General features: G+C 65.0%; 29 protein-coding genes. 17 read left to right on the forward strand and 12 right to left on the reverse strand.

Annotated elements, in window-relative coordinates:
• Positions 1 to 1,260 carry a glycolate oxidase subunit GlcF gene (gene glcF, locus GM672_RS13290; RefSeq protein ID WP_155471013.1) on the forward strand — a complete coding sequence of 420 codons (1,260 nt, stop codon included), beginning with the start codon at positions 1 to 3 and terminating at the stop codon, positions 1,258 to 1,260.
• Here glcF and GM672_RS13295 read toward each other — a convergent pair.
• Positions 1,257 to 2,153 (reverse strand): MBL fold metallo-hydrolase, encoded by an 897-nt coding sequence (locus GM672_RS13295; RefSeq protein ID WP_155471014.1) that lies wholly within the window; start codon positions 2,151 to 2,153, stop codon positions 1,257 to 1,259. The two genes, glcF and GM672_RS13295, sit on opposite strands and share 4 nt — an antisense overlap.
• 119 nt (positions 2,154 to 2,272) lie before the next feature.
• Here GM672_RS13295 and GM672_RS13300 point away from each other — a divergent pair, with 119 nt between their 5' ends.
• A complete protein-coding gene (locus tag GM672_RS13300; protein ID WP_155471015.1) occupies positions 2,273 to 3,247 on the forward strand; it encodes a GlxA family transcriptional regulator in 975 nt (324 codons plus the stop codon).
• 10 nt (positions 3,248 to 3,257) lie between these two features.
• Here the strand turns inward: GM672_RS13300 and GM672_RS13305 are convergent, their stop codons facing one another.
• Genes GM672_RS13305 through GM672_RS13315 form a run of 3 tightly spaced genes read right to left on the reverse strand, consistent with a single transcriptional unit; the run spans position 3,258 to position 5,948 of the window.
• Complete coding sequence (locus GM672_RS13305; protein ID WP_155471016.1) at positions 3,258 to 3,764, reverse strand: glutathione peroxidase; 507 nt, start codon at positions 3,762 to 3,764, stop codon at positions 3,258 to 3,260.
• Positions 3,764 to 4,900: a PilT/PilU family type 4a pilus ATPase gene (locus GM672_RS13310; protein ID WP_155471017.1), complete on the reverse strand. Its 1,137-nt coding sequence runs from the start codon at positions 4,898 to 4,900 to the stop codon at positions 3,764 to 3,766. The genes GM672_RS13305 and GM672_RS13310 overlap by 1 nt, the downstream gene beginning before the upstream one ends.
• 4 nt (positions 4,901 to 4,904) lie before the next feature.
• The gene (locus tag GM672_RS13315) at positions 4,905 to 5,948 is read right to left on the reverse strand and encodes a type IV pilus twitching motility protein PilT (RefSeq protein WP_155471018.1); all 1,044 of its coding nucleotides are present in this window, start codon (positions 5,946 to 5,948) and stop codon (positions 4,905 to 4,907) included.
• Between the two features lie 145 nt (positions 5,949 to 6,093).
• On the opposite strand from GM672_RS13315, the gene GM672_RS13320 reads away from it, so the two are divergent.
• The 4 genes from GM672_RS13320 to GM672_RS13335 are packed head-to-tail and all read left to right on the forward strand — an operon-like array spanning position 6,094 to position 8,289.
• On the forward strand, positions 6,094 to 6,801 hold the full coding sequence (locus GM672_RS13320) for a YggS family pyridoxal phosphate-dependent enzyme (protein WP_155471019.1): 708 nt from the start codon (positions 6,094 to 6,096) through the stop codon (positions 6,799 to 6,801).
• Positions 6,802 to 6,803: 2 nt separating this feature from the next.
• A complete protein-coding gene (proC, locus tag GM672_RS13325) occupies positions 6,804 to 7,643 on the forward strand; it encodes a pyrroline-5-carboxylate reductase (RefSeq protein ID WP_155471020.1) in 840 nt (279 codons plus the stop codon).
• Between the two features lie 8 nt (positions 7,644 to 7,651).
• A complete protein-coding gene (locus GM672_RS13330; RefSeq protein ID WP_155471058.1) occupies positions 7,652 to 8,041 on the forward strand; it encodes a VOC family protein in 390 nt (129 codons plus the stop codon).
• Positions 8,038 to 8,289 (forward strand): hypothetical protein, encoded by a 252-nt coding sequence (locus GM672_RS13335; protein WP_155471021.1) that lies wholly within the window; start codon positions 8,038 to 8,040, stop codon positions 8,287 to 8,289. The genes GM672_RS13330 and GM672_RS13335 overlap by 4 nt, the downstream gene beginning before the upstream one ends.
• 82 nt (positions 8,290 to 8,371) lie before the next feature.
• On the opposite strand, the gene GM672_RS13340 is transcribed toward GM672_RS13335, so the two are convergent.
• The 3 genes from GM672_RS13340 to GM672_RS13350 all read right to left on the reverse strand — a co-directional run bounded on the left by GM672_RS13340 (position 8,372) and on the right by GM672_RS13350 (position 10,686).
• Positions 8,372 to 8,746 (reverse strand): ElaB/YgaM/YqjD family protein, encoded by a 375-nt coding sequence (locus GM672_RS13340; protein ID WP_155471022.1) that lies wholly within the window; start codon positions 8,744 to 8,746, stop codon positions 8,372 to 8,374.
• Positions 8,747 to 8,839: 93 nt separating this feature from the next.
• Positions 8,840 to 9,721 (reverse strand): 4-hydroxybenzoate octaprenyltransferase, encoded by an 882-nt coding sequence (ubiA, locus tag GM672_RS13345; RefSeq protein WP_229427676.1) that lies wholly within the window; start codon positions 9,719 to 9,721, stop codon positions 8,840 to 8,842.
• 23 nt (positions 9,722 to 9,744) lie between these two features.
• Positions 9,745 to 10,686 carry a hydrogen peroxide-inducible genes activator gene (locus GM672_RS13350; RefSeq protein WP_155471024.1) on the reverse strand — a complete coding sequence of 314 codons (942 nt, stop codon included), beginning with the start codon at positions 10,684 to 10,686 and terminating at the stop codon, positions 9,745 to 9,747.
• Between the two features lie 90 nt (positions 10,687 to 10,776).
• Here GM672_RS13350 and GM672_RS13355 point away from each other — a divergent pair, with 90 nt between their 5' ends.
• Together GM672_RS13355 and GM672_RS13360 are read left to right on the forward strand one after the other, a co-directional pair.
• Positions 10,777 to 11,955: a PilT/PilU family type 4a pilus ATPase gene (locus GM672_RS13355; RefSeq protein WP_155471025.1), complete on the forward strand. Its 1,179-nt coding sequence runs from the start codon at positions 10,777 to 10,779 to the stop codon at positions 11,953 to 11,955.
• An 8-nt stretch (positions 11,956 to 11,963) separates the two neighbouring features.
• Positions 11,964 to 12,446 carry an adenylyltransferase/cytidyltransferase family protein gene (locus tag GM672_RS13360; protein ID WP_155471026.1) on the forward strand — a complete coding sequence of 161 codons (483 nt, stop codon included), beginning with the start codon at positions 11,964 to 11,966 and terminating at the stop codon, positions 12,444 to 12,446.
• A 6-nt stretch (positions 12,447 to 12,452) separates the two neighbouring features.
• On the opposite strand, the gene GM672_RS13365 is transcribed toward GM672_RS13360, so the two are convergent.
• The 4 genes from GM672_RS13365 to GM672_RS13380 form a co-directional block, all read right to left on the reverse strand.
• On the reverse strand, positions 12,453 to 12,911 hold the full coding sequence (locus GM672_RS13365) for a DUF421 domain-containing protein (protein ID WP_155471059.1): 459 nt from the start codon (positions 12,909 to 12,911) through the stop codon (positions 12,453 to 12,455).
• 31 nt (positions 12,912 to 12,942) lie between these two features.
• On the reverse strand, positions 12,943 to 13,827 hold the full coding sequence (locus GM672_RS13370) for a transposase (protein ID WP_155471027.1): 885 nt from the start codon (positions 13,825 to 13,827) through the stop codon (positions 12,943 to 12,945).
• A gap of 112 nt (positions 13,828 to 13,939) precedes the next feature.
• Positions 13,940 to 14,410 carry a tRNA (uridine(34)/cytosine(34)/5-carboxymethylaminomethyluridine(34)-2'-O)-methyltransferase TrmL gene (gene trmL, locus GM672_RS13375; protein ID WP_155471028.1) on the reverse strand — a complete coding sequence of 157 codons (471 nt, stop codon included), beginning with the start codon at positions 14,408 to 14,410 and terminating at the stop codon, positions 13,940 to 13,942.
• 18 nt (positions 14,411 to 14,428) lie between these two features.
• Complete coding sequence (locus GM672_RS13380) at positions 14,429 to 15,121, reverse strand: ComF family protein (protein WP_371867065.1); 693 nt, start codon at positions 15,119 to 15,121, stop codon at positions 14,429 to 14,431.
• Positions 15,122 to 15,215: 94 nt separating this feature from the next.
• Here GM672_RS13380 and GM672_RS13385 point away from each other — a divergent pair, with 94 nt between their 5' ends.
• The 7 genes from GM672_RS13385 to GM672_RS13410 all read left to right on the forward strand — a co-directional run bounded on the left by GM672_RS13385 (position 15,216) and on the right by GM672_RS13410 (position 21,219).
• Complete coding sequence (locus GM672_RS13385; protein WP_155471030.1) at positions 15,216 to 16,142, forward strand: methyltransferase domain-containing protein; 927 nt, start codon at positions 15,216 to 15,218, stop codon at positions 16,140 to 16,142.
• Between the two features lie 355 nt (positions 16,143 to 16,497).
• On the forward strand, positions 16,498 to 17,721 hold the full coding sequence (gene coxB / locus GM672_RS13390; protein ID WP_155471031.1) for a cytochrome c oxidase subunit II: 1,224 nt from the start codon (positions 16,498 to 16,500) through the stop codon (positions 17,719 to 17,721).
• Positions 17,722 to 17,734: 13 nt separating this feature from the next.
• On the forward strand, positions 17,735 to 19,354 hold the full coding sequence (ctaD, locus tag GM672_RS13395) for a cytochrome c oxidase subunit I (protein WP_155471032.1): 1,620 nt from the start codon (positions 17,735 to 17,737) through the stop codon (positions 19,352 to 19,354).
• Between the two features lie 82 nt (positions 19,355 to 19,436).
• On the forward strand, positions 19,437 to 19,541 hold the full coding sequence (locus tag GM672_RS28935) for a cytochrome oxidase small assembly protein (RefSeq protein WP_211517363.1): 105 nt from the start codon (positions 19,437 to 19,439) through the stop codon (positions 19,539 to 19,541).
• Positions 19,542 to 19,551: 10 nt separating this feature from the next.
• A complete protein-coding gene (locus GM672_RS13400) occupies positions 19,552 to 20,130 on the forward strand; it encodes a cytochrome c oxidase assembly protein (protein WP_155471033.1) in 579 nt (192 codons plus the stop codon).
• A complete protein-coding gene (locus GM672_RS13405) occupies positions 20,127 to 20,339 on the forward strand; it encodes a DUF2970 domain-containing protein (RefSeq protein WP_155471034.1) in 213 nt (70 codons plus the stop codon). The genes GM672_RS13400 and GM672_RS13405 overlap by 4 nt, the downstream gene beginning before the upstream one ends.
• 19 nt (positions 20,340 to 20,358) lie before the next feature.
• Positions 20,359 to 21,219 carry a cytochrome c oxidase subunit 3 gene (locus tag GM672_RS13410; RefSeq protein WP_155471035.1) on the forward strand — a complete coding sequence of 287 codons (861 nt, stop codon included), beginning with the start codon at positions 20,359 to 20,361 and terminating at the stop codon, positions 21,217 to 21,219.
• A gap of 143 nt (positions 21,220 to 21,362) precedes the next feature.
• On the opposite strand, the gene GM672_RS13415 is transcribed toward GM672_RS13410, so the two are convergent.
• A complete protein-coding gene (locus GM672_RS13415) occupies positions 21,363 to 21,563 on the reverse strand; it encodes a twin transmembrane helix small protein (protein ID WP_155471036.1) in 201 nt (66 codons plus the stop codon).
• Between the two features lie 51 nt (positions 21,564 to 21,614).
• Here GM672_RS13415 and GM672_RS13420 point away from each other — a divergent pair, with 51 nt between their 5' ends.
• Positions 21,615 to 22,346 (forward strand): SURF1 family protein, encoded by a 732-nt coding sequence (locus GM672_RS13420; RefSeq protein WP_155471037.1) that lies wholly within the window; start codon positions 21,615 to 21,617, stop codon positions 22,344 to 22,346.
• Positions 22,321 to 22,935, forward strand: coding sequence for an SCO family protein (locus GM672_RS13425; protein WP_170300055.1), 615 nt, complete (start codon positions 22,321 to 22,323; stop codon positions 22,933 to 22,935). The genes GM672_RS13420 and GM672_RS13425 overlap by 26 nt, the downstream gene beginning before the upstream one ends.
• The last annotated feature ends 15 nt before the right edge of the window (positions 22,936 to 22,950 follow it).

The raw sequence follows: 22,950 nt of genomic DNA on the forward strand, positions 1-22,950 counted from the left end.
ATGCAAACCAACCTGGCGGACTTCATCCGCGACACGCCCGAAGGCATCGAAGCCGACAGCATCCTGCGCGCCTGCGTGCACTGCGGCTTCTGCACGGCCACCTGCCCGACCTACCAGCTGCTGGGCGACGAACTCGATGGCCCGCGCGGGCGCATCTACCTGATCAAGCAGGTGCTGGAGGGCGCGCCCGTCACGGGCGCCACGCAACTCCACCTGGACCGCTGCCTGACCTGCCGCAACTGCGAAACCACCTGTCCGTCCGGCGTGCGCTACGGCCGCCTGGCCGATATCGGCCGCGCCGTCGTCGAGGCGCGCGTGCCGCGCACCTTGCCGGACCGGATACGACGTTATGTGTTGAAGGAAGGCCTGTCGCGCAAGGCGCTGTTCGTGCCGGCGCTGCGGGTGGGCCAGGTGCTGCGCCCGCTGCTGTCGAAAGCCCTGCAGGACAAGGTGCCGCCGCTGCGGCCGGGCGGGGCAGGGCGCATGCCATCGCGCCAGCACGCGCGCAAGATGCTGGTGCTGGAGGGCTGCGTGCAGCCCGGCATGGCGCCGAACGTCAACGCGGCCGCCGCGCGCGTACTGGATGCCGTGGGCGTGCAGTTGCTGGTGGCACCGCAGGCCGGTTGCTGCGGTGCGCTGCGCTTTCACTTGAACGACCAGGACGGCGGGCGTGCCCAGATGCGCCGCAATATCGACGCCTGGTGGCCCTATCTGGACAATGTGGAAGCCATCGTCATGACCGCTTCCGGCTGCGGCGCCACGGTGCGCGACTATGGCCACCTGCTGGCGCACGATCCTGCCTATGCGGAAAAAGCGGCGCGCATCGCGGCGCTGACGCGCGACTTGTCCGAGGTGCTGGCGCCGTTCGCGGCCGAACTGGCGGCATTGAAGAAGGCGGGCGACGACGCGGGCGAGGTGGTGGCCTACCACCCGCCCTGCACCCTGCAGCACGGCCAGCAGGTGCGCGGCCATGCGGAAGGGCTGCTGCGCGCGCTCGGCGTGGACGTGCGGCTGTGCGGCGAATCGCACCTGTGCTGCGGCTCGGCCGGCACCTATTCGATGCTGCAGCCGGAACTGGCGCACCGCTTGCGCGAGCGCAAGCTGGCGCAACTGGCCGAGACGGGCGCGGCGCGCGTCGTGTCGGCCAATATCGGCTGCATCAGCCACCTGCAGTCCGGCACCGATACGCCGGTCGAACACTGGATCGAGCTGGTCGACCGCATCGTCGGGGGCGCGCCGCGCCGGCGTACGGACCCTTAAAACTCCAGCGTTTCGCCGTCGGCGGGAATGCGCACGCGGTCCTGGATGCCGTGCTGCTCCACGTGCGCCTTCAGTTCCTTGCGGCCCAGGGTCATGTGGTTGATCGCGTCCATGTGCGTGGCGACGATGGTGGCGCCGGGGATGGCCTGGTAAGCACGCAGTACGTCGTCCTTGCCCATGATGATGGCACCCGTGAAGCCGACCATGCGGGCGTCGCCCGTGTTCAGCACGATCACGTCCGGCTTGAAGCGGGCCAGTGCCTGGTCGACGTCCTGCCCCCAGACGGTGTCGCCCACCACGTACACCGTCTTCGCCCCCGGCGCCTGGAACACGATGCCCATCGCTTCGCCCAGTGCCTCGGCCAGGGGCTTCTTCCGGTACATGGCCGCCGTACCGTGCACGCCGCCTGTTTTCGTCAGGCGTACGCCTTCGAACGCCGTGTCCTGGCCCAGGATGCGTACGTTCGTGTAGCCCTGGCCGCGCACCAGTTTCGCGTCGCTCTCGTGCTGCACGAACAGCGGCATGGCCTTGGGGATGAAGGCATGGTCGCCGCCGTCCCAATGGTCCAGGTGCGTGTGGCTGACGATGACGGCATCGACGCCTTTGAGCACGTCTGACGCCGGCATCGGCAACTCGACGAGGGGATTGCGCAGCTGGCTGTTGAAGGTGCCGGGAAAGCCCGGGTACTTGCCTTTCGGTGCCAGGAAGGGGTCGACCAGGAAGGTCTTGCCCGCATAGTCGATTCTCAACGTGGCATTGCGGATCTGCTGGACCTGCACGGCCTGGCCTGCCGTGGGTGCCGCCGCCTGGGACGGCGCACCGGCACCGAGGAAGGCCAGGCCCAGCGACAGGGCCAGGGAGGTCAGCAGCTTGCGGGATTGGGTGGTTTTCATGGTTCTGCTCCATTGAGGTGGTTATCGGTAGCAGCATTGTGCGGCCGTCGCGGCCGGGATAAAATTGGCCCGGAAGCCAATTATCGAAACTTTCGGGCCAAGGCCCGCGACTGTCCATCATGACCAAGAAGCCCCCCGTCGTCGCACTGGTGGTGTACTCGAACTTCAGCCCCTTTCACTTCGCCGTGCCCTATCTGGTCTTCAGTGCACAGACGGCCGATGGGCCCCTGTTCGACCTGAAGATCGTGTCGTCGGGCGGACGCCAGATGGCGGCCGAACGGGCGTTGACGATGCAGCCCGATGGGGGACTGGAGCTGGCGGACGGCGCCGATATCCTCGTCGTGCCGGGGTGGGACGACCTCGATGCGCGGCCGGAGCCGGAGCTCGTCGATGCGATGGCGCGCGCCCATGCGCGGGGCGCCCACGTGGTGGGGCTTTGCTATGGTGCGTATGCGCTGGCCTATGCGGGCCTGCTGGACGGCCGGCGCGCATCGACGCACTGGATGGCCGAGAAGGATTTCGGCAAGCGCTTTCCCCGCATCCGGCTGGACATGAACGCCCTGTATGTGGACGAGGACAAGCTCATTACCTCGGCGGGAACAGGTGCCGGCCTGGATTGCTGCCTGTACCTGGTGCGCGAGTATTTTGGTGCCAGGATCGCCAACAAGGTCGCGCGCACCCTGGTGATCCCGCCGCACCGGGAAGGCGGGCAGGCCCAGTTCATCGAGCAGCCGATGGCGGCATCGACCCAGGATGCGCAGCTGAACCGCCTGCTCGACCACCTGCGCGCCAACCTCGACCAGGCCCACAGCATCGATGAGCTGGCGGCGCGCACGGCGATGAGCCGGCGCACCTTCACCCGCCACTTCAGCAAGGCCACGGGCATGACGGTGGTGGACTGGCTCGTCAACGAGCGCCTGCAGCGCTCGCGCGACCTGCTGGAGACGACGGCGCTGTCCGTCGACCGGATTGCCGGCCTGGCGGGATTCCAGACGCCCACGTCATTTCGCCAGCACTTCAAGAAGCGCTTCCACGTCAGCCCCCGGGACTGGCGCCGTACCTTCGGCGAGAAGGCTGCGGCCCGGCAGGGTTGACCGGGCCGCGTCAGGCGCGGGCAGGGGGCAGCAGGGCCTCGATATCGGCGGCGATGTCTTCGGGCTTCGTGGTGGGCGCGTAGCGGTGCGCCACGGTGCCGTCCGGCTTGACGAGGAACTTGGTGAAGTTCCACTTGATGCCTTCCGTGCCCAGCACGCCCGGCGCGCTCTGCTTGAGGAACTGGTACAGCGGGTGGGCGTTGGCGCCGTTGACGTCGATCTTGGCGAACAGGGGGAAGGTCACGCCGAACTTGGCGTCGCAGAAGGCGCCGATTTCCTCGTGCGTGCCCGATTCCTGGGCGCCGAACTGGTTGCACGGGAAGCCCAGCACGGCAAAGCCGCGCTCCTGAAAGCGTTCGTGCAGCTTCTCCAGCCCCGCGTACTGCGGCGTGAAGCCGCAGGCGCTGGCCGTGTTCACGATCAGCAGGGCCTTGCCATGGTATTGCGCCAGCTCGACGGGCTGGCCGGCCAGGCTGACGGCGGAAAAATCGAAGACGGTTTTCGCGGTAGTGTTCATCAGATCAGTCCCAAGTGTTCGGTGCCGGCCGACAGGTCGCGCGTTTTCGCGGCCTTGCCTTCGAGCTTGATGGCCAGCCGCAGGTCGTTGACGGAATCGGCGTTGCGCAAGGCATCCTCGTAGCTGATCTTGTCCGCCTCGAACAGGTCGAACAGCGACTGGTCGAAGGTCTGCATGCCCAGTTCGCGCGACTTCTTCATCAGCTCCTTGATCTCGTGCACCTGGCCCTTGAAGATCAGGTCCGAGATCAGGGGAGAGTTGAGCATGATTTCGATGGCGACGGCGCGCCCACGGCTTTCCTTGAGCGGAATGAGGCGCTGCGAGATCATGCCCTTCAGGTTCAGCGACAGGTCCATCAGCAGCTGCTGGCGGCGCTCTTCCGGGAAGAAGTTGATGATGCGGTCCAGTGCCTGGTTGGCGCTGTTGGCATGCAGGGTGGCCAGGCACAGGTGGCCCGTTTCGGCGAAGGCGATGGCGTGGTCCATCGTTTCGCGGTCGCGGATTTCGCCGATCTGGATTACGTCCGGCGCCTGGCGCAGCGTGTTCTTCAGCGCCACCGCCCAGTCTTCCGTGTCGACCCCCACTTCGCGCTGCGTGACGATGCAGTTGCGGTGCGGGTGGACGAATTCGACGGGGTCCTCGATGGTGATGATGTGGCCATGACTGTGCTCGTTGCGGTGCCCGACCATCGCGGCCAGCGTGGTCGACTTGCCCGACCCGGTGGCGCCGACCATGATGACGAGGCCCCGCTTGGCCATCACGACATCCTTCAGCACGGCCGGCAAACCCAGCTCGTCCAGGTCGGGAATGGCGCTGTTAATCGTGCGCAGCACCATGCCGACGGCGCTCATCTGAACGAAGGCGGAAACGCGAAAGCGCCCCAGGTCGCCCGGGCTGATGGCGAAGTTCGCTTCTTTCGTCAGCTCGAACGACGCGGTCTGCTTGTCGTTCATGATGGAGCGGGCCAGGTCGGTGGTGTGGGCCGCCGTCAGCGGCTGGGCCGACACGGGCGTGAGCTTGCCGTCGATCTTGATGGCCGGCGGGAAGCCGGCCGTAATGAACAGGTCCGAGCCTTTTTTGCTGACCATCAGGCGCAGCAGGTCGAACATGAATTTGGATGCCTGGTCGCGTTCCATGTGCTCAGCCCGGGAAGTTTTCGGGAATCTTCGCGGCCTGGCGGGCGCTAGCTGCCGAGATGACGTTGCGGCGCACCAGGTCCGTCAGGTTCTGGTCCAGGGTCTGCATGCCCACGTTGCTGCCGGTCTGGATGGCCGAGTACATCTGGGCGATCTTCGCTTCGCGGATCAGGTTGCGGATGGCCGGCGTACCCACCATGATTTCATGGGCGGCCACGCGGCCGGCGCCGTCCTTCGTCTTCAGCAGCGTCTGCGAGATGACGGCCTGCAGCGATTCGGACAGCATGGCCCGCACCATCTCCTTTTCCTCGGCCGGGAAGACGTCGACGATACGGTCGATGGTCTTGGCGGCCGACGAGGTGTGCAGGGTGCCGAACACCAGGTGGCCCGTCTCGGCGGCCGACAGGGCCAGGCGGATCGTCTCCAGGTCGCGCAGCTCGCCCACCAGGATCGCATCCGGGTCTTCCCGCAGCGCCGAGCGCAGCGCGTTATTGAACGACAGCGTGTGCGGCCCCACTTCGCGCTGGTTGATCAGGCACTTCTTCGATTCGTGCACGAACTCGATCGGGTCCTCGATGGTGAGGATGTGGCCGTACTCGTTCTCGTTCAGGTGGTTCACCATCGCCGCCAGGGTGGTGGACTTGCCCGAGCCGGTGGGGCCCGTGACGAGCACGAGGCCGCGGGGCTTCAGTGCGAAGTCGGCGAAGATGCGCGGCGCGTTCAGCTCTTCCAGGGTCAGGATCTTCGACGGGATGGTGCGCAGCACGGCCGAGGCGCCCCGTTCCTGGTTGTACGCATTGACGCGAAAGCGGGCCAGGCCGGGAATGGCGAAGCTGAAGTCCACTTCCAGCATTTCCTCGTAGGCCTTGCGCTGGCCGTCGTTCATGATGTCATAGATCATGCCGTGCACGTCCTTGTGCTCCAGCGGCGGCAGGTTGATGCGGCGGACATCGCCGTGCACGCGGATCATCGGCGGCAGGCCGGCGGACAGGTGCAGGTCCGAGGCCTTGTTCTTGACGGAGAAAGCGAGTAGTTCGGAGATGTCCATTTATAATCCAGTGAATATTTGAATAACAATGCAGGCTTCGATAACAATGCAGGCCGTATTGGAAGCGGGTGCTGGCAACGCAGATGGTGATAAATCTGCAAGCATCGGCGCGCACGCGGCCTTTACCGAAGCCGGATCGACGATTATGTCCACAATCACACAGAACATGCAAGCAGTCGGGCAGGCCATCGCGGCTGCCGCCCTGGATGCGCGGCGGCTGCGCGACAGCGTGCGTCTGCTGGCCGTGTCGAAGACCTTCGGCCCTGAGGCCGTCATCGAGGCGGCCGGCGCCGGCCAGCGTGCCTTCGGCGAGAACTACGTGCAGGAAGGCGTCGACAAGGTGCAGGCGCTGCGCGCGGCGCTGCCCGACGTGCCGCTGGAATGGCATTTCATCGGCCCCATACAGAGTAACAAGACGCGGCCCATCGCCACGCACTTCGACTGGGTCCATACGGTCGAGCGCGAGAAGATCGCCCAGCGGCTGTCGGAACAGCGTCCGGAAGAGTTGGGGCCCCTGAACGTGTGCCTGCAGGTCAATATCAGCGGTGAAGCCAGCAAGAGCGGCGTGGCGCCCGGCGACGTGGCGGCGCTGGCACGCAGCGTCGCCGCCCTGCCGCGCCTGCGCCTGCGCGGCCTGATGGCCATTCCCGAACCGACCGAGGATTTCTCCGCCCAGCGCGCTGCCTTTGCCGCGCTGCGCACCTTGTACGAGGAACTGCGGGCGCAAGGCTTCGAGCTCGACACGCTGTCGATGGGCATGTCGGCCGACCTGCGCGCGGCCGTGCTGGAAGGCGCCACCATCGTACGTGTCGGCAGCGCCATCTTCGGCGCGCGCCATTACCAACAAGGATGACCATGAAGATTGCATTTATCGGCGGCGGCAATATGGCCGCTGCCCTGATCGCCGGACTGGCCGGCAAGATCACGCCGGGCGCGAACATCCATGTCGTCGACCCGAACGCCGTGGCGCTGGAGCGGCTGCATGCGGGGCATGGCGTCACCACGGCCACCACCATCGACGCGGCCGTGACGGCCGCCGAAGTGATCGTGCTGGCCGTCAAACCCCAGAGCATGCGCGAAGTGACGGCGCAGCTGCTGCCCTTGCTGGGCAGCGCGGCGCGCGCGCCGCTGATCGTATCGATCGCCGCCGGCATCCGCGCGGCCGACCTGTCGCGCTGGCTGGGCGGCCACGATGCCATTGTCCGCTGCATGCCGAACACGCCGGCGCTGATCGGCATGGGCATCACGGGCATGGTGGCGTCGGGCGGCGTCAGCACGGCCCAGCGCACCCTGGCCGACCAGGTGCTGCAGGCCGTGGGCACGACGATGTGGCTGGACGATGAAACGCTGATCGATGCCGTCACGGCCGTCTCCGGCAGCGGCCCGGCCTATGTGTTCTACTTTATCGAAGCAATGGCGCGCGCCGGCACGGAGCTGGGGCTCACGCCTGAGCAGAGCCTGGCGCTGGCCAAGGCCACCTTTACGGGCGCGGCGGAGCTGGCGGCCCGGTCGGACGAGCCGGTGGCGCTGCTGCGCGAACGCGTCACGTCCAAGGGCGGCACCACGTACGCGGCCTTGACCAGCATGGAGCAGGGCGGCGTGGGGCCGGCCATCGCGGCGGCCGTGAAGGCGGCGGCGGCGCGGGGCAGGGAACTCGGCGACGAGCTGGGTCATGAGCCGGGAACGGCATCGTGAGCGCCGCCATGCTGCACCACCTGTCGCTGGGCGTGCGCGACCTGGCCGCCAGCGGCACCTTCTATGACGGCACGATGGGCGCGCTGGGATTCCGGCGCGTGTTCGAGGACGACGACGCCATCGGCTACGGCAGCGTGGACGACCAGGACATCCTGTGCCTGAAGCTGCGCGCCGACGCGGCGCCCCCCGGCGACGGCTTCCACCTGGCCTTCGCCGCGCCGACGCGCGCGGCCGTGGACCTGTTCCACTCGGCCGGCATGCTGGCCGGTGGCCGCGACAACGGCGCACCGGGCCTGCGCGAGGAGTACGGCCCGACCTACTACGCCGCCTTCCTGGTGGACCCGGACGGCTACCGCATCGAGGCCGTCACGAAGAACGAAGCGACGGTGGCGCCATGACGTCGATCCGGGGCAACCAGCGGCTCAAGGAGCTGGAACGCAAATGGTGGTTCGTCGCGCTGATCGCCGTGCTGACGACGTTCGTGACGCGCTACCTGCTCGCGGGGGCCGGCTTGCCGGCCGCGCCGGAGGGCTTCAGCGGCTTTGCCGTGTATGCCTTCTGCTTCCTCGGCGTGTGGAAGATGTTTGCGGGGCTGGGCTGGCTGGTGGGCCTGCTGTGCTTCGTGCCGGCCGCGCCGAAAGGCTGAGGGGCAGGCGATAAATGCCCGCGCGGTGCGGACAGGCGAAAAAAGGCCCGCGTAGCGGGCCTTTCCACGTGCATGCGCGAGATCAGTCGCGCGAGATGATCACGCCGAGCAGCAGGCCGACGACGCCGCCGACCAGCACGGATTTCCATGGATTGTCGTGGACATAGGTGTCGGTCGCCTGCGCCGCCAGCTTGGTCTTGGCCAGCACCGTGTCTTCCATCGTCAGCAGATTGGTTTTTGCCGTACGCAGCGTTTCCTGGAACTTCGTCTTCGCTTCGTTCAGGTCGTCGGCACCGGAATTGGCGGCGCCGCGCAGCCATTGCTCCGCGTCGCTGATTGCCGTTTTCAGGTCGCCCATCAGGCGTTCACGTGCCGCGCCGCTCTCATTGTTGCTGTCGAAAGTCTTGCCATTGCCGGTGCTTACGCCGCCGGCGGTCTGGTTTGTCGTCTGATCCATATTGGCCTCTTTTTTGGATTGAACAGCTGGAACGTTTAGTCTAGTCAGCGACGGTGTGCGGGCATTGTTGTGCCGCAATTTTTCTTAACGGAATCAACGCAGCGCAAAATCAAGCGCGATGCCGGCAAAAACCGCCGCTCCCAGGTAGTTATTGTGGCGGAATGCTGCAAAGCATGGCGCACGCTCGCGTCCACGGATCAGGAAGTAGTGATATACGGCACAGCCCGCCGCCACGACGAGGCCCGCGAGGAAGGGCAGGCCCAGGCCGAAATGGCGGCCCGCGGCCAGCAGGATGGCCAGGTGGACCACGTAGCACAGCATGACGATCGTCACGTCGTACCGGCCGAACGTGATGGCGGACGTCTTGATGCCGATCTTCAGGTCGTCGTCGCGGTCGACCATCGCGTACTCCGTGTCGTAGGCAACAGCCCAGAACACGTTGCCCAGCAGGAGCAGCCACGCGTAGGCCGGCACCGTGTCCTGCACGGCAGCGAAGGCCATCGGGATGCCGAAGCCGAAAGCGATGCCCAGGTAGGCCTGGGGAATGGCGAAGAAGCGCTTGAAGTAGGGGTAGGTGCCGGCAATGATGACGGCCGCCACGCTGAGCTGCTTGACGAGCGTGTTCAGTGGCAGGATCAGCAGGAAGGCCGCAATCGACAGGCCGGCGGCGATGGCGACCGCTTCCTTGCCGCTGATGCGCCCGCTCGTGATGGGGCGGTCGGCCGTGCGCTTCACGTGCCGGTCGATGTCCTGGTCGGCGTAGTCGTTGATGGCGCAACCGGCCGAGCGCATCAGGAGCGTGCCCAGCGAGAAGATGACGAGCAGGTGCCAGTCGGGCACGCCGCCGGTTGCCAGCCACAGCGCGGACAGGGTGGGCCACAGCAGCAGCACGGTGCCGATAGGCTTGTCGAGCCGCACCAGGCGGAAGTACAGGGACAGCTTGCTGGGGGCGGGCGGGGAGGACGAAGCGTGCACGGCGGAATCGGGATCAGGGTTGGTCAGACGGCGGCGTCGGCCGCCAGGGTGGTGACGCCGGGCAGCTCGCATTGCCCCACGGCGTCGATGACGGCATCGATGGCGGCCTTGCGGGTAAAGCTCTTGCGCCACACGATGACGACGCGGCGCGACGGCTGCGGTGCCTCGAATTCGCGGAACTGCAGCATGCCGCCGCGGGCGGCCATGTCCGGCACCGAGGCGCGCGGCAGCACGGTCAGGCCGATGCCGCTGGCCACCATGTGGCGGATGGTTTCCAGCGACGAGCCTTCGAAGGTGCGCTGCATGCCGTTGCCCGGCGTAGCAAAGCGCGCCATCTCCGGGCACACTTCCAGCACCTGGTCGCGGAAGCAGTGGCCGTTCCCCAAGAGCAGCATGGTTTCGCTCTTCAGGTCGTCGGCCGGGATGCGTTCCCGTTCGGCCCATGCATGGTGCTGCGGCATGGCAACGACGAAGGGCTCGTCGTACAGGGCCTGCATGGCCATGCCGTGGTCGGGCAGCGGCAGGGCCATGATGGCGGCATCGAGCTCGCCCTGGCGCAGCATCTCCAGCAGCTTGACGGTGAAGTTTTCCTGCAGGATCAGCGGCATCTGCGGCGTCTGGTCGATCATGTGCTTGACCAGCGGCGGCAGCAGGTAGGGGCCGATGGTGTAGATGACACCCAGGCGCAGCGGGCCGGACAGCGGGTCCTTGTTCTGCTTGGCCAGTTCCTTGATGGCGGCCGTCTGCTCCAGCACCCGTTCGGCCTGGGCCACGATCTGGGCGCCCAGGGGCGTCACGGAAATTTCGGCGCCGCCCCGTTCGAACAGCGTCACGCCCAGCTCATCCTCCAGCTTCTTGATGGCGACCGACAGGGTCGGCTGTGCCACGAAGCAGGCTTCCGCCGCGTGGCCGAAATGCCTGGCGCGGGCGACGGCGACGATGTACTTCAGTTCGGTAAGTGTCATAGGTGGTTTTGCCAGTGTGGGCCGGGGAGCGGTGATATTGTAACGGAATGCTCTGGCTATAATGAGCGAGAAACCCATAGCGAGGCGCGCATGTCATCCACTCTCGGTCCCGAAGAAGCCCAGGCCTATCTCCATAAATTGCTGAAGGCGATGCACCAGGTCGGTGGCTCGGACCTGTTCATCTCGGCCGACTTCCCGCCCAGCATCAAGTCGCAGGGCGCGATGAAGGCACTGAGCCAGCAGCGGCTGACGGGCGACGTCACGCGGGCGCTCGCCTACGCCATCATGAACGACAAGCAGCGCCGTGAGTTCGACGCGGAAATGGAGTGCAACTTCGCCATTTCCCTCCCCAACGTCTGCCGTTTTCGCGTCAACGTCTACGTCCAGCAGCAGAACGTGGCGATGGTGATCCGCACCATTGCTTCCGAGATCCCCACCTTCGAAAAACTGGAGCTGCCCGACATCCTGAAGGACGTCGTCATGACCAAGCGCGGGCTGGTGCTGGTGGTGGGCGGCACGGGTTCCGGCAAGTCGACGACATTGGCCGCCATGATCGATTATCGCAACGCCAATTCGGCTGGTCACATCATCACGGTGGAGGATCCGGTGGAATATGTCCACCGCAACAAGAACTGCCTGGTGACGCACCGGGAAGTGGGCGTGGACACGCACTCCTGGCACAACGCGCTGAAAAATACGTTGAGACAGGCGCCGGATGTGATTCTGATCGGCGAAATTCGCGACACGGAGACGATGGAGCATGCCATTGCGTTTGCCGAGACGGGCCACCTGTGCCTGGGCACCCTGCATGCGAACAATGCCAACCAGACGATGGACCGCATCATCAACTTCTTCCCGGAAGAACGGCGCAACCAGCTGCTGATGGACCTGTCGTCGAACCTGCGCGCCATCGTGTCGCAGCGGCTGGTCCGCACGGAGGACGGCAAGGGGCGCAAGGCCGCCATCGAGATCCTGCTGAACACGCCGACGATCGCGGAGATGATCTTCAAGGGCAACTTCCACGCGATCAAGGAAATCATGCAGAAGTCGCGCGAGCTGGGCATGTGCACCTTCGACCAGGCCCTGTACGAACTCTATAATAAGGGCTACATCTCGTACGAGGAGGCGCTGCGTAATGCCGATTCGGCCAACGGCCTGCGCCTGCAGATCAAGCTGCGGGGCGAGCGGGGCGAACCGGCCGGCGGCACCGCCCCCGGCAGCGCCCTCAGCATGCAGCTGGACGACGAGGAAGAAGATCCCCAAACGTGAAAGAGAACATGCCCCGTTTCGAAGAAAAAATCTGTACCCGTGCCGACCTGGCCGCCCGTGTCGCCGCGCTGCCGCAACCGGTCGTGCTGACCAACGGCGTGTTCGACATCCTGCACCGGGGCCACGTCACCTACCTGGCGCAGGCGCGCGAGCTGGGCGCGTCGCTGGTGGTGGCGGCCAATACGGATGCCTCCGTGAAGCGCCTGGGCAAGGGCGACGACCGCCCCCTGAACGGCTGCGATGACCGCCTGGCCGTGCTGGCAGCGCTGGAATCGGTCAGCCTGGTGGTGCCGTTCGATGAGGACACGGCGCTGGAAGTGGTGCTGCAGGCGCGTCCGCAGATCTACGCCAAGGGTGGCGACTACGACATGACGGCCATCCCGGAAGGGCAGGCCGTGCTGGCCTATGGCGGCCAGGCCGTGGCCATCGATTTCGAGCACGACCGCTCGACCAGCAAGCTGCTGGCCAAGGTCAGGACGTTCGGGAAATAAAAAGGTTTAGTTCTGCAGGATGGTGATCTTGCCATCCGCTTCCAGGAAAGCGCATTTCATCTTGTGCAGCGGGCAATCCGCCTCGCGCAGCGCCTGCTCGACGTCGCCTTCGGCCACCCGGCAGTTCTTGACGACGTCCGTAAAGATCTTGCCGTCGCGCCCCAGCAGCACGGGCACCCCGTCGACCAGCTCGGCGATCTTGCGGCTGCGCGACGTGGCGACGGCCAGGATCACGTTCAGCGCGATCAAGGTGGCGGCAATGATCATGCCGCCCGGCAGCGATTCGTCACCGCCATTCATCGAATTCGACACGGCCTCACTCAGCAGCATGACGATCAGCAAGTCGAACGGCGTGAACTGCCCGACGGTGCGCTTGCCCGTCAGCCGTACCATAATCAGCAGGAACAGATACACGATGGCGCCGCGGGCAATGAACTCCCACCACGGCAAATCCATGTCGAACATAGCGCCCCCATCCATGCACCGGAAAGCCTTCTTATACGGCTTTTGCTGCATTTATGCCAACACTGGAGGCCACCTCAAAGGCTGAGCTCGTGTCCACCTTGGGGTCAGACCCCGACATAGACACGAGCTCAGCCTTTAGGCACATGTCGTAACGACGCACCGCACGGCTTACTGTCTTGGACGAAACGCCGAAATGGCGTGCGATATCCTGCATGCTATAGGCCGTGGTGAAGTATGCACGTGCCATTGCTTCGTCGCGATCGGAAAATCGCGACTGATAGTCAGCAAGGGGGAGCGCCTCGCGTTTGCGTCGCGCTGCATCGTTGGATCCGCAGTCGGTCCAGTCCGCCAGCGGATTGGCTGCCAGCGCTTCCTGCCCGACAAAATGCCGGTAGCGCCTGATGGCGTGTTCGACATCCTTGCTGTCGAACATGCCCAGCAGCCATCCCATGTTCAGCCAAGGCAAAGGCGGAGCCAACCCGCAAAGATTGTTGTGGCTGCTCCAGCGCCATGCTTCGGGATGCTCGACGAGCCGCGCGCGAACGGGGTTCTGCGCAATGTAACGCGCAACTTCCAGCAACTGCGCATCCTTCCGGACCGGTACGGCATTAAATCTGCCTTGGACGACATGGCCGGTCAGCTGGTGCCGGAAATTGAATTTCTGAGCATATGTGCTGTTCAGGTAGTGCATCCCGTTCGACAAGTTACCTTCTACCGTTTCCACCAGCAGGTGATAATGATTCGTCATCTGGCAGAACGCATGTACGGAAAAGTTGTAGCGCTCCACCGTGGCAGCGAGGCGATCCTGCCAGGTGAGGAAGTCGCGTTCGTCCACGTAGATCGTCGCGCGGCGAACGCCACGCGTGGTGACGTGGTACAGCGCGCCGGGGTACTGGATGCGGGGAGGTCGGGCCATCCTCACAAGCTAGCAGGTCGAAAGGTTGGCGGGCTGAGCGATATCAGACTGCATGCTGCTGCCGAGACCGTGTCCATGTCGGGGTCTGACCCCACGGTGGACACGGACTGGGCTATGCCCCGCCGTCGTAACCCTGCTGCCGCCAGGCCTCGTAGACGACGACGGCGACGGTGTTGGAGAGGTTCAGGCTGCGGTTGTCCGGGCGCATGGGGAGGCGGATGCGCTGGGTGGTGGGGAAGGTTTCGCGGAATTCCGGGGCCAGGCCGCGTGTTTCGGAGCCGAAGACGAAGACGTCGCCCGGGTGGAAGGCCAGCTTGGCGAACGGGGTGGAGCCGTGCGTCGTCATGGCGAACATGCGGGCCGGGTCCGGCTGGACGTCGGCCAGGAAGGCGGCCCAGTCCTTGTGGACCTTCATGCGCGCGTATTCGTGGTAATCCAGCCCGGCGCGACGCAGCTTGGCGTCGTCCAGCGGGAAGCCCAGCGGCTCGATCAGGTGCAGCTGGGCGCCCGTGTTGGCACACAGGCGGATGACATTGCCGGTGTTCGGCGGGATTTCCGGGTTGACCAGTACGACGTGAAACAACACTCTCTCCTTGCGATTCTATTGATGGGGTGGCGTGCGCGCGAACACCAGGTTCGTGACGCGCGCCGCGCCGTGCCGTTTCAGCACGGCCGCCAGTTTCTGCAGCGTCTGGCCGCTGCTCATGACGTCGTCGACGATGCCGATATGTCGGCCTGCCACCTGGGCCCGGTCCGGCACGGCAAAGGCATGAGCGACGTTGGCGCGCCGGTCCGCGCCCCGCAGTGCACTTTGCGCCACGGTTTCCTGCACGCGCTCGGTCAGCCGGGGCGCGACGGCAATGCCGAGCAGCTTGCCCAGCGGCCGGGCGATCTCCAGCGCCTGGTTGAAGCCCCGTTCGGCCAGCCGGCCCGGCCCCAGCGGTACGGGGCACAGCAGGGCAGGGCGTTCGACGCCAGGTGCGTCCCGCATGGCCTGGGCCAGCAGCTCCGCAAACAGCCGCGCATGGACGAGGGCGCCGCCGAACTTCAATTCCAGCACGAGCCGGTCCAGCGGCATCGCATAGGACGCCGCGACGATGGTGGCATCGTAGGCGGGCCGCTCGGCCAGGCAGCGTCCGCACGGCAGCGGCGCCGCCGCGCCCGGTAGCGGCTCGGCGCAGACGGGGCAGCGCACCGGGTGGCCGGCGCCCGCGCCGAAGAACTGCGCATGGCAGGGCGGACACAGGGCATCGCGGCCGTGGGCGCCGCACAGGACGCAGCTGCACGGCAGCAACGTTGCCCATCCTGCCCGCCACCGGCCGCCCGCCATCGCGATTTGCTCCAAACAGGTAAACTGCGCACATTATCTCACCTGTACAAAGAAGACCATGCAAGTGCCCGCCAAGCCTCCGAAACTTTCCGCACCCATCGACGTCGACCGGGTGCGCCGGCTGTTCGCCCGACCGGCGCGTCTTGCCGAGGCCGATTTCCTGCGGCGCGAGATCGCCCATCGGATGCATGAGCGGCTGCAACTGGTGAAGCTCGTACCCCAGCGCGTGCTGGACGCGGGCTGCGGCACGGGGGCCGATCTGGCCCTGTTGCAGAAGACTTATGTTGCAGCGCAAGTGCTGGGCCTGGATGCGGCCGAGCCAATGTTGCGCTCGCTGCCGGGCCAGCCAGGCCGTCAGTCCGCCCTGAACCAGCTGCTGGGCAAGTTGCTGCCAGCCAAAAGCGGCATCGACCTGCTGTGCGGCGACTTCGCCGACTTGCCCCTGGGACAGAATAGTGTCGACCTCGTATGGTCCAACCTGGCCCTGCACTGGCACCCCCAGCCGGACCGCGTGTTCGCCGAATGGCGCCGCGTGTTGCGCCTGAACGGCCTGCTGATGTTCTCGTGTTTCGGCCCGGACACCTTCCAGGAGGTGCGCGAGGCCTTCGCCGACGTCGATCTGGCCCCCCATACGTTGCCATTTGTAGACATGCACGATTTTGGTGACCAGCTTGTCGAGGCCGGTTTTGCGACGCCCGTGATGGACATGGAAAAGCTCACGGTGACCTATGATGACGCCGCCAGGCTGCTGGCCGACGTGCGCGCGCTGGGCGGCAATCCGCTCACCACCGTGCGCCGGGGCCTGCTCGGCCGCGCGGCGTACACCCGCTTGCTTGCTGGGCTGGAGCGGCAACGGCGTGCCGACGGCAAGCTCGTGCTGACCTACGAAGTGATCTACGGCCACGCCTTCCGGCCGGCCCCGAAGGTGACGAAGGATGGCGAAGCAATCATCCGTTTCGACCCCTCGAAACGGCCGCAGCGATAGCATTTTCGGGGCCCTTTCATGGCGCGCTGCACCATTGCCAGCAAAACCACACGCTTGATAAGGCTAAGTAATAATGCTTATAATCCTTGACCAATTTGGCTACTTTTTTCCAACCGGACACAAACAAGTCCGGCAGATGACGTGGTCAACAACATAGCAAGGCATCAATAATCCGCACCATCGGTGTATTGTGTCTGCCGGTGGCGTGTCGAAGTTCCAGCCCGGTCCAAACAGCAACCCGCTGTGGTGTTCCCTCTGTAACTTTATGGTGTATTTATGCACGACGACCCACCGGCCACCGGCAGGTCGTCGCAGTCAAAAAATTTTTCTTATATCTTGGGTGGTTGGGGAAAACATGAAACTTGCGAAGCGACTTCAATCGTTGATGCCGGCACTGGCCTTGGCAACGGCATCCATGCCGGCCTGGGCACAGCCGGCGGCGACGGCAACCGGTACTTATCAGGCGGCCACGGGCGGTACCGGCGGCCCGATCGCCAACCAGCTGAACCTGCAGCCTGCGGCGACGCAGATCGCTTCGGAAATCTACAGCCTGCACAACTGGATGATGATCGTCTGCCTCGTCATCTTCGTGGCCGTGTTCGGCGTGATGTTCTATTCCATCTTCAAGCACCGCAAATCGGTCGGCCACAAGGCCGCCACCTTCCATGAATCCACCGCAGTGGAAATCGCCTGGACCGTCGTGCCCTTCCTGATCGTCATCGGCATGGCGCTGCCCGCTACCCGCACCGTGGTGGGCATGAAGGACACGTCGAACGCCGACATCACCATCAAGGCCACCGGCATGCAGTGGAAATGGGGCTACGACTACCTGGCCGGCGAAGGCGAGGGCATTTCCTTCGTCTCCAACCTGGCCACGCCCCGCTCGCAGGTGGGCGAACCGGGCATCAAGCCGACGGCCGCGCGCGGCGAGAACTACCTGATCGAAGTCGACAACGAAGTGGTCGTGCCGGTCAACAAGAAGATCCGCATCGTCACCACCGCCAACGACGTCATCCACGCGTGGATGATCCCCGCCTTCGGCGTCAAGCAGGATGCGATTCCCGGCTTCGTGCGCGATACCTGGTTCAAGTCCGAGCACACGGGCACCTTCCGTGGCAATTGCGCCGAGCTGTGCGGCAAGGAACACGCCTTCATGCCCATCGTCGTGAAAGTCGTGACGGCCGAGGAATACACGGCCTGGGTGGACGGCAAGAAGAAGGAAATGGCCGCGCTGGCGGACGACCCGAATAAGACCTGGACCATCGACGAGCTCAAGACCAAGGGCGAGAAGGTGTACACGGCCAACTGCGCCGTCTGCCACCAGGCCAACGGCAAGGGCGTGCCCGGTGCCTTCGCGCCGCTGGACGGCTCGGCCATCGTCAACGGCCCCAAGCCGCCCCAGATCGACGTGCTGCTGCACGGCCAGAAGAGCGGCAAGTACCCGGCCGAGATGCCGGCCTGGAAGCAGCTGTCGGATACCGACATCGCCGCGGTGATCACCTATACCCGGAACAACTGGTCGAACAAGCCAGCAGAGAACATCGTTCAACCGGCCGAAATTGTGGCAGCACGCAAGTAACAGGAGCTTCATCATGAGCACGACGACGATCGATCACGCACCCGGCCAGCACGATGCGCATGGCCACGACCATGGCCATGACCATGCTCACGACCACCCGACCGGCCTGAAGCGCTGGCTGTTCGCGACCAACCACAAGGATATCGGCAGCCTGTACCTGTGGTTCTCGTTCATCATGCTGCTGTCCGGCGGCGTGCTGGCGCTGATGATCCGCACCGAGCTGTTCCAGCCCGGCCTGCAGTTCTTCCAGCCCGAGTTCTTCAACCAGCTGACGACGATGCACGGCCTGGTGATGGTGTTCGGCGCCATCATGCCGGCCTTCGTGGGCTTCGCCAACTGGATGATCCCGCTGCAGGTGGGCGCCTCCGACATGGCATTCGCACGGATGAACAACTTCTCGTTCTGGCTGCTGCCGCCGGCGGCGCTGCTGCTGGCCGGGTCCTTCTTCGTGCCGGGCGGCGCCACCGCCGCCGGCTGGACCCTGTACGCACCGCTGTCGACCCAAATGGGGCCCGGCATGGACATGGCCATCTTCGCCATGCACATCATGGGCGCCTCGTCGATCATGGGCTCGATCAACATCATCGTCACCATCCTGAACATGCGCGCACCTGGCATGACCCTGATGAAGATGCCGATGTTCTGCTGGACCTGGCTGATCACGGCCTACCTGCTGATCGCCGTCATGCCCGTGCTGGCCGGCGCCATCACGATGACCCTGACGGACCGTCACTTCGGCACCTCGTTCTTCAACGCGGCCGGCGGCGGCGACCCCGTCATGTACCAGCACATCTTCTGGTTCTTCGGCCACCCCGAGGTCTACATCATGATCCTGCCGGCGTTCGGCATCATCTCGCAGATCATCCCGGCCTTTGCCCGCAAGCCCCTGTTCGGCTACGCATCGATGGTGTACGCCACCGCGTCCATCGCCATCCTGTCGTTCATCGTCTGGGCCCACCACATGTTCACCACCGGCATGCCGGTGACGTCGCAGCTGTTCTTCATGTACGCCACCATGCTGATCGCCGTGCCCACGGGCGTGAAGGTGTTCAACTGGATCGCCACGATGTGGAAGGGTTCCATGACGTTCGAGACGCCGATGCTGTTCGCCGTCGGCTTCATCTTCGTCTTCACCATCGGCGGCTTCACGGGCCTGATCCTGGCCGTGACGCCGATCGACATCCAGGTGCAGGACACCTATTACGTCGTGGCGCACTTCCACTACGTGCTGGTGGCCGGTTCGCTGTTCGCCCTGTTCGCCGGCTTCTACTACTGGGGCCCGAAATGGACGGGCTTCATGTACCCTGAGCTGCGCGGCAAGATCCACTTCTGGGTGTCGCTGGTGACGTTCAACATCACCTTCTTCCCGATGCACTTCCTGGGACTGGCCGGCATGCCGCGCCGTTATGCGGACTACCCGACCCAGTTCACCGACTTCAACGCCATCGTGTCGATCGGCGCGTTCGGCTTCGGGCTGGCCCAGGTCTACTTCCTGTTCTTCGTCGTGCTGCCGACCATCCGCGGCGGCCAGAAGGCGGCCGACAAGCCATGGGAAGGCGCCGAAGGCCTGGAGTGGACCGTACCGTCGCCGGCACCGTTCCACACCTTCGAAACGCCACCGCTGGTGAAGTAAACCAGTGCAGCGCGGGCCGCGCCAACCGGTGCGGCCCGCCTGCAGCGCCGCCGACTTGCAGCAACCCTGAAATGGAAGTGCCATGCCGTCCAAGAAGCCGAACAACCTGCGCCTGGCCCTGATCATGGGCTCGATCGCCTTGCTGTTCTTTGCCTCCGTGTTCGTCAAGCGGCTCTGGTTGAGCTGAGGGAGACGCCATGAACGAGCCGGAAGAGCGCGAATCGAACCGCAAGCTGCTGGGCAAGCTGGCCGTCGTCGCCGTCATGATGTTCGGCTTCGGCTATGCGCTGATCCCCGTCTACCGCCACCTGTGCGAGGTGCTCGGCCTGAACCAGCTGACCCAGAAGGACGGCACGGTGGCGGCGCCGACGAACACGCAGATCGACAAGAGCCGCAGCATCACCGTGGAACTGGACAGCAATGTGCAGGGCACCCTGCGCTTCCGCCCGACCCAGCGCAGCGTCACCGTGCACCCGGGCGAAATGGCGACGGTGGTGTACGAGGTGGTGAATTCGCAGTCGCGGCCCGTGACGGCGCAGGCCATCCCCAGTTATGCGCCGCAAAGCGCCACGCCCCACTTCAAGAAAGTGGAGTGCTTCTGCTTCCGGCAGGAGACCCTGCAGGCCAACCAGGCCAAGCAGATGCCGGTCGTGTTCTACCTGGACCCGGCCTTGCCGAAGGAGGTCAAGACGATCACGCTGTCGTACACCTTCATCGAGATCGGCGGCCTGGATAAATCGGCCGCCGCGGCAGGCGGGGAGCGGGTGGCGCAATGAGCGGCAAGGGGAACCAAGGGGACAAACCCTCGTTCCTGTATTCGCTCAAGGCGGTGCTGTGGTCCTTCGTCGGCCTGCGCCGCAAGAGCGACTACGAGCGCGACGATGTGAAGCTGAACCCGATCCACGTGATCGTCGCCGCGCTGCTGGCCGTTGCGCTGTTCATCGGCATATTGATTACTGTCGTCAAATTTGTGGTTTCAAAATAGAGTTCACGAGGAGATGAAAATGAGTTCGAATAACGCGACGGCACCGTACTACTTCGTGCCCGGCCCCTCCCGCTGGCCGATGCTGGGGGGCGTGTCGATGCTGGTCACGATGATCGGGGCATCGGGCTGGGTCAACGACGCCGCCTGGGGCCAGGTCCTGTGCCTGGTGGGCATTGCCGCCATGCTGGCCGTGCTGTTCGGCTGGTTCGGCGACGCCATCGGCGAATCCGAGAAGGGCCTGTACAGCAAGCGCATCGACTATTCCTTCCGCTGGTCGATGGGCTGGTTCATCTTTTCCGAGGTGATGTTCTTCGCCGCCTTCTTCGGCGCCCTGTTCTACGCCCGCGTCATCACGATGCCGTGGCTGGGCGACCTGGATAACAAGCTGATCTGGCCCGACTACCTGCCCCAGTGGGGCAATGCGGGACCGGCCGGCGTGATCGACAACTTCAACACGATGGGCCCGTTCCCCATCCCCACCATCAACACGGCCCTGCTGCTGGCGTCGGGCGTGACCCTGACGATCGCCCACCACGCCCTGCAGGCGGGCAAGCGCGCCAAGACCATCGGCTGGCTGGCCGCCACCATCCTGCTGGGCTTTGTGTTCATGGGCTTCCAGGCCTACGAATACATCCATGCCTACAGCGAACTGAACTTGAAGCTGACGTCGGGCATCTACGGCTCCACCTTCTTCATGCTGACGGGCTTCCACGGCTTCCACGTGACGATGGGCGCCATCATGCTGTCGGTCGTGCTGTTCCGCCTGATGAAGGGCCACTTCACGGCCGAGCACCACTTCGGCTTCGAAGGCGCGGCCTGGTACTGGCACTTCGTCGACGTCGTGTGGCTGGGACTTTATGTCGTAGTGTACTGGCTGTAAGGCAGCGTTATAATCGGCGCGCCTGATTGCAAAGCCGCAGCGGGTTCAACCCTGCTGCGGCTTTTTGTTTGGCGGCGGCCGGCCGGATATTGCTGAAAAAATGGGGACAGACCCCATTTTTCAAGCAACACCCGCCTGCGGCGTCAGCGGATGCCGGTAGGGTGGATATAGCCGAAGTGGTTGGCGACGAGGATCAGCGCGAACAGAAGCACGGAAAAGCCCACGCGCAGCGCCAGGGCGTGCAGGGTGCGCTTGCTGCCGCCCTTGTCGCGCATCAGGTAGTACAGGGCGGAACCGAGGCTGCCGATGATCAGGATGAAGGCAATGGCGACGAGGATTTTCATGGAAGCGGCAGCCGTGGCGAACAAGGCTTCATTGGGTAAGGCTTCATTCTAATGCGGATCGCATTCCGTTTTAAAACCATTCCCTTCGTCGCCACCGTGCTGCTGGTGGCGCTGGGCATCGCGCTGGGCCAGTGGCAGACGCGCCGGGCCGAAGGCAAGGAAGTCCTGCAGGCGCGCCTGGCTGCCGCGAACGCCGCGCCGCCGCTGCGGCTCGGTGCTGCCAGCATGCCGCTGGCGCAGGCCGAATACCGCAAGGTGGCCGTGCGCGGCACGTTCGTCGCCGGCTGGCCCGTCTACCTGGACAACCGTCCGCAGGCGGGGCGCGCGGGCATGTACCTGCTGATGCCGTTGAAAATCGACGGCAGCGACATGCACGTGCTGGTGCTGCGCGGCTGGCTGCCGCGCGACCCGGCCAACCGCCAGCGCATCGCGCCGTACCCGACGCCCGCCGGCAGCATCGCCATCGAGGGCATCGCGCGGCGCGACCCCGGCCACGTGCTGCAACTGGGCGCGGACCCGGCGCTCAAGCCCGGCGCCATCGTCTCCAATGCCGGCGTGCCGCAAGTGGCCGCCGCCACCGGCCTGCGCTTCCAGCCTTTCGTGCTGGAGCAGGCTTCGCCTGATGGCAGCGAGGGAACGCTGGTGCGCGACTGGCCGGCACCGGCACTGGGCGTGGATAAACATCGTGGCTATGCATTCCAGTGGTACGCACTGGCGCTGATGGCCTTCCTGTTCTTTGTCATTACCGGATTGATAAGTGGAAGCAAACAAGCTCGCAACTGAACCGACTCCGCAGCAACGCCGCCGCGGCCGCTGGAAACTGCTGGCCGTGCTGGCCGTCTGCGCCTCGCCGCTGCTGGCGTCGTACTTCACGTACTACGTCATCAAGCCCACGTCGCGCAGCAACTACGGCACCTTGATCGACCCGCGCGCCCACCCGGTGCCGCCGATGGCGACGACGACGCTGGCGCAGGAGCCGCTGGCCCTGGAATCGCTGAAAGGCAAGTGGGTGATGCTGAAGGTGGGCGGCTCGGACTGCGCCAAGGACTGCCAGGACCAGCTTTTCACGATGCGCCAGCTGCGCACCATGCAGGGCAAGGAGCGCGAGCGCATCGAGCGGGTCTGGCTGATTACGGACGAGGCGCCGCTGGAAACCATGCTCCTGCGCGTGAACGACGGCACCCGCATGCTGCGCGCGCCCGCCGGCACCGTGGCCAAGTGGCTGCCGGTGGAGCAGGGCGGCGACGCCAGCGCCCATATCTGGCTGATCGACCCGCAAGGGAACCTGATGATGCGCTTCCCGAAGAATCCCGATCCGGCGCGGATGAAGAAGGACATCTCCAAGCTGCTGAAGGCCTCCGCCGTCGGCTGAAGGAAAACAAGACCC

Source organism: Pseudoduganella buxea (genome assembly GCF_009720835.1).
In the GTDB taxonomy this organism is placed as follows: Bacteria; Pseudomonadota; Gammaproteobacteria; order Burkholderiales; family Burkholderiaceae_D; genus Rugamonas; species Rugamonas buxea.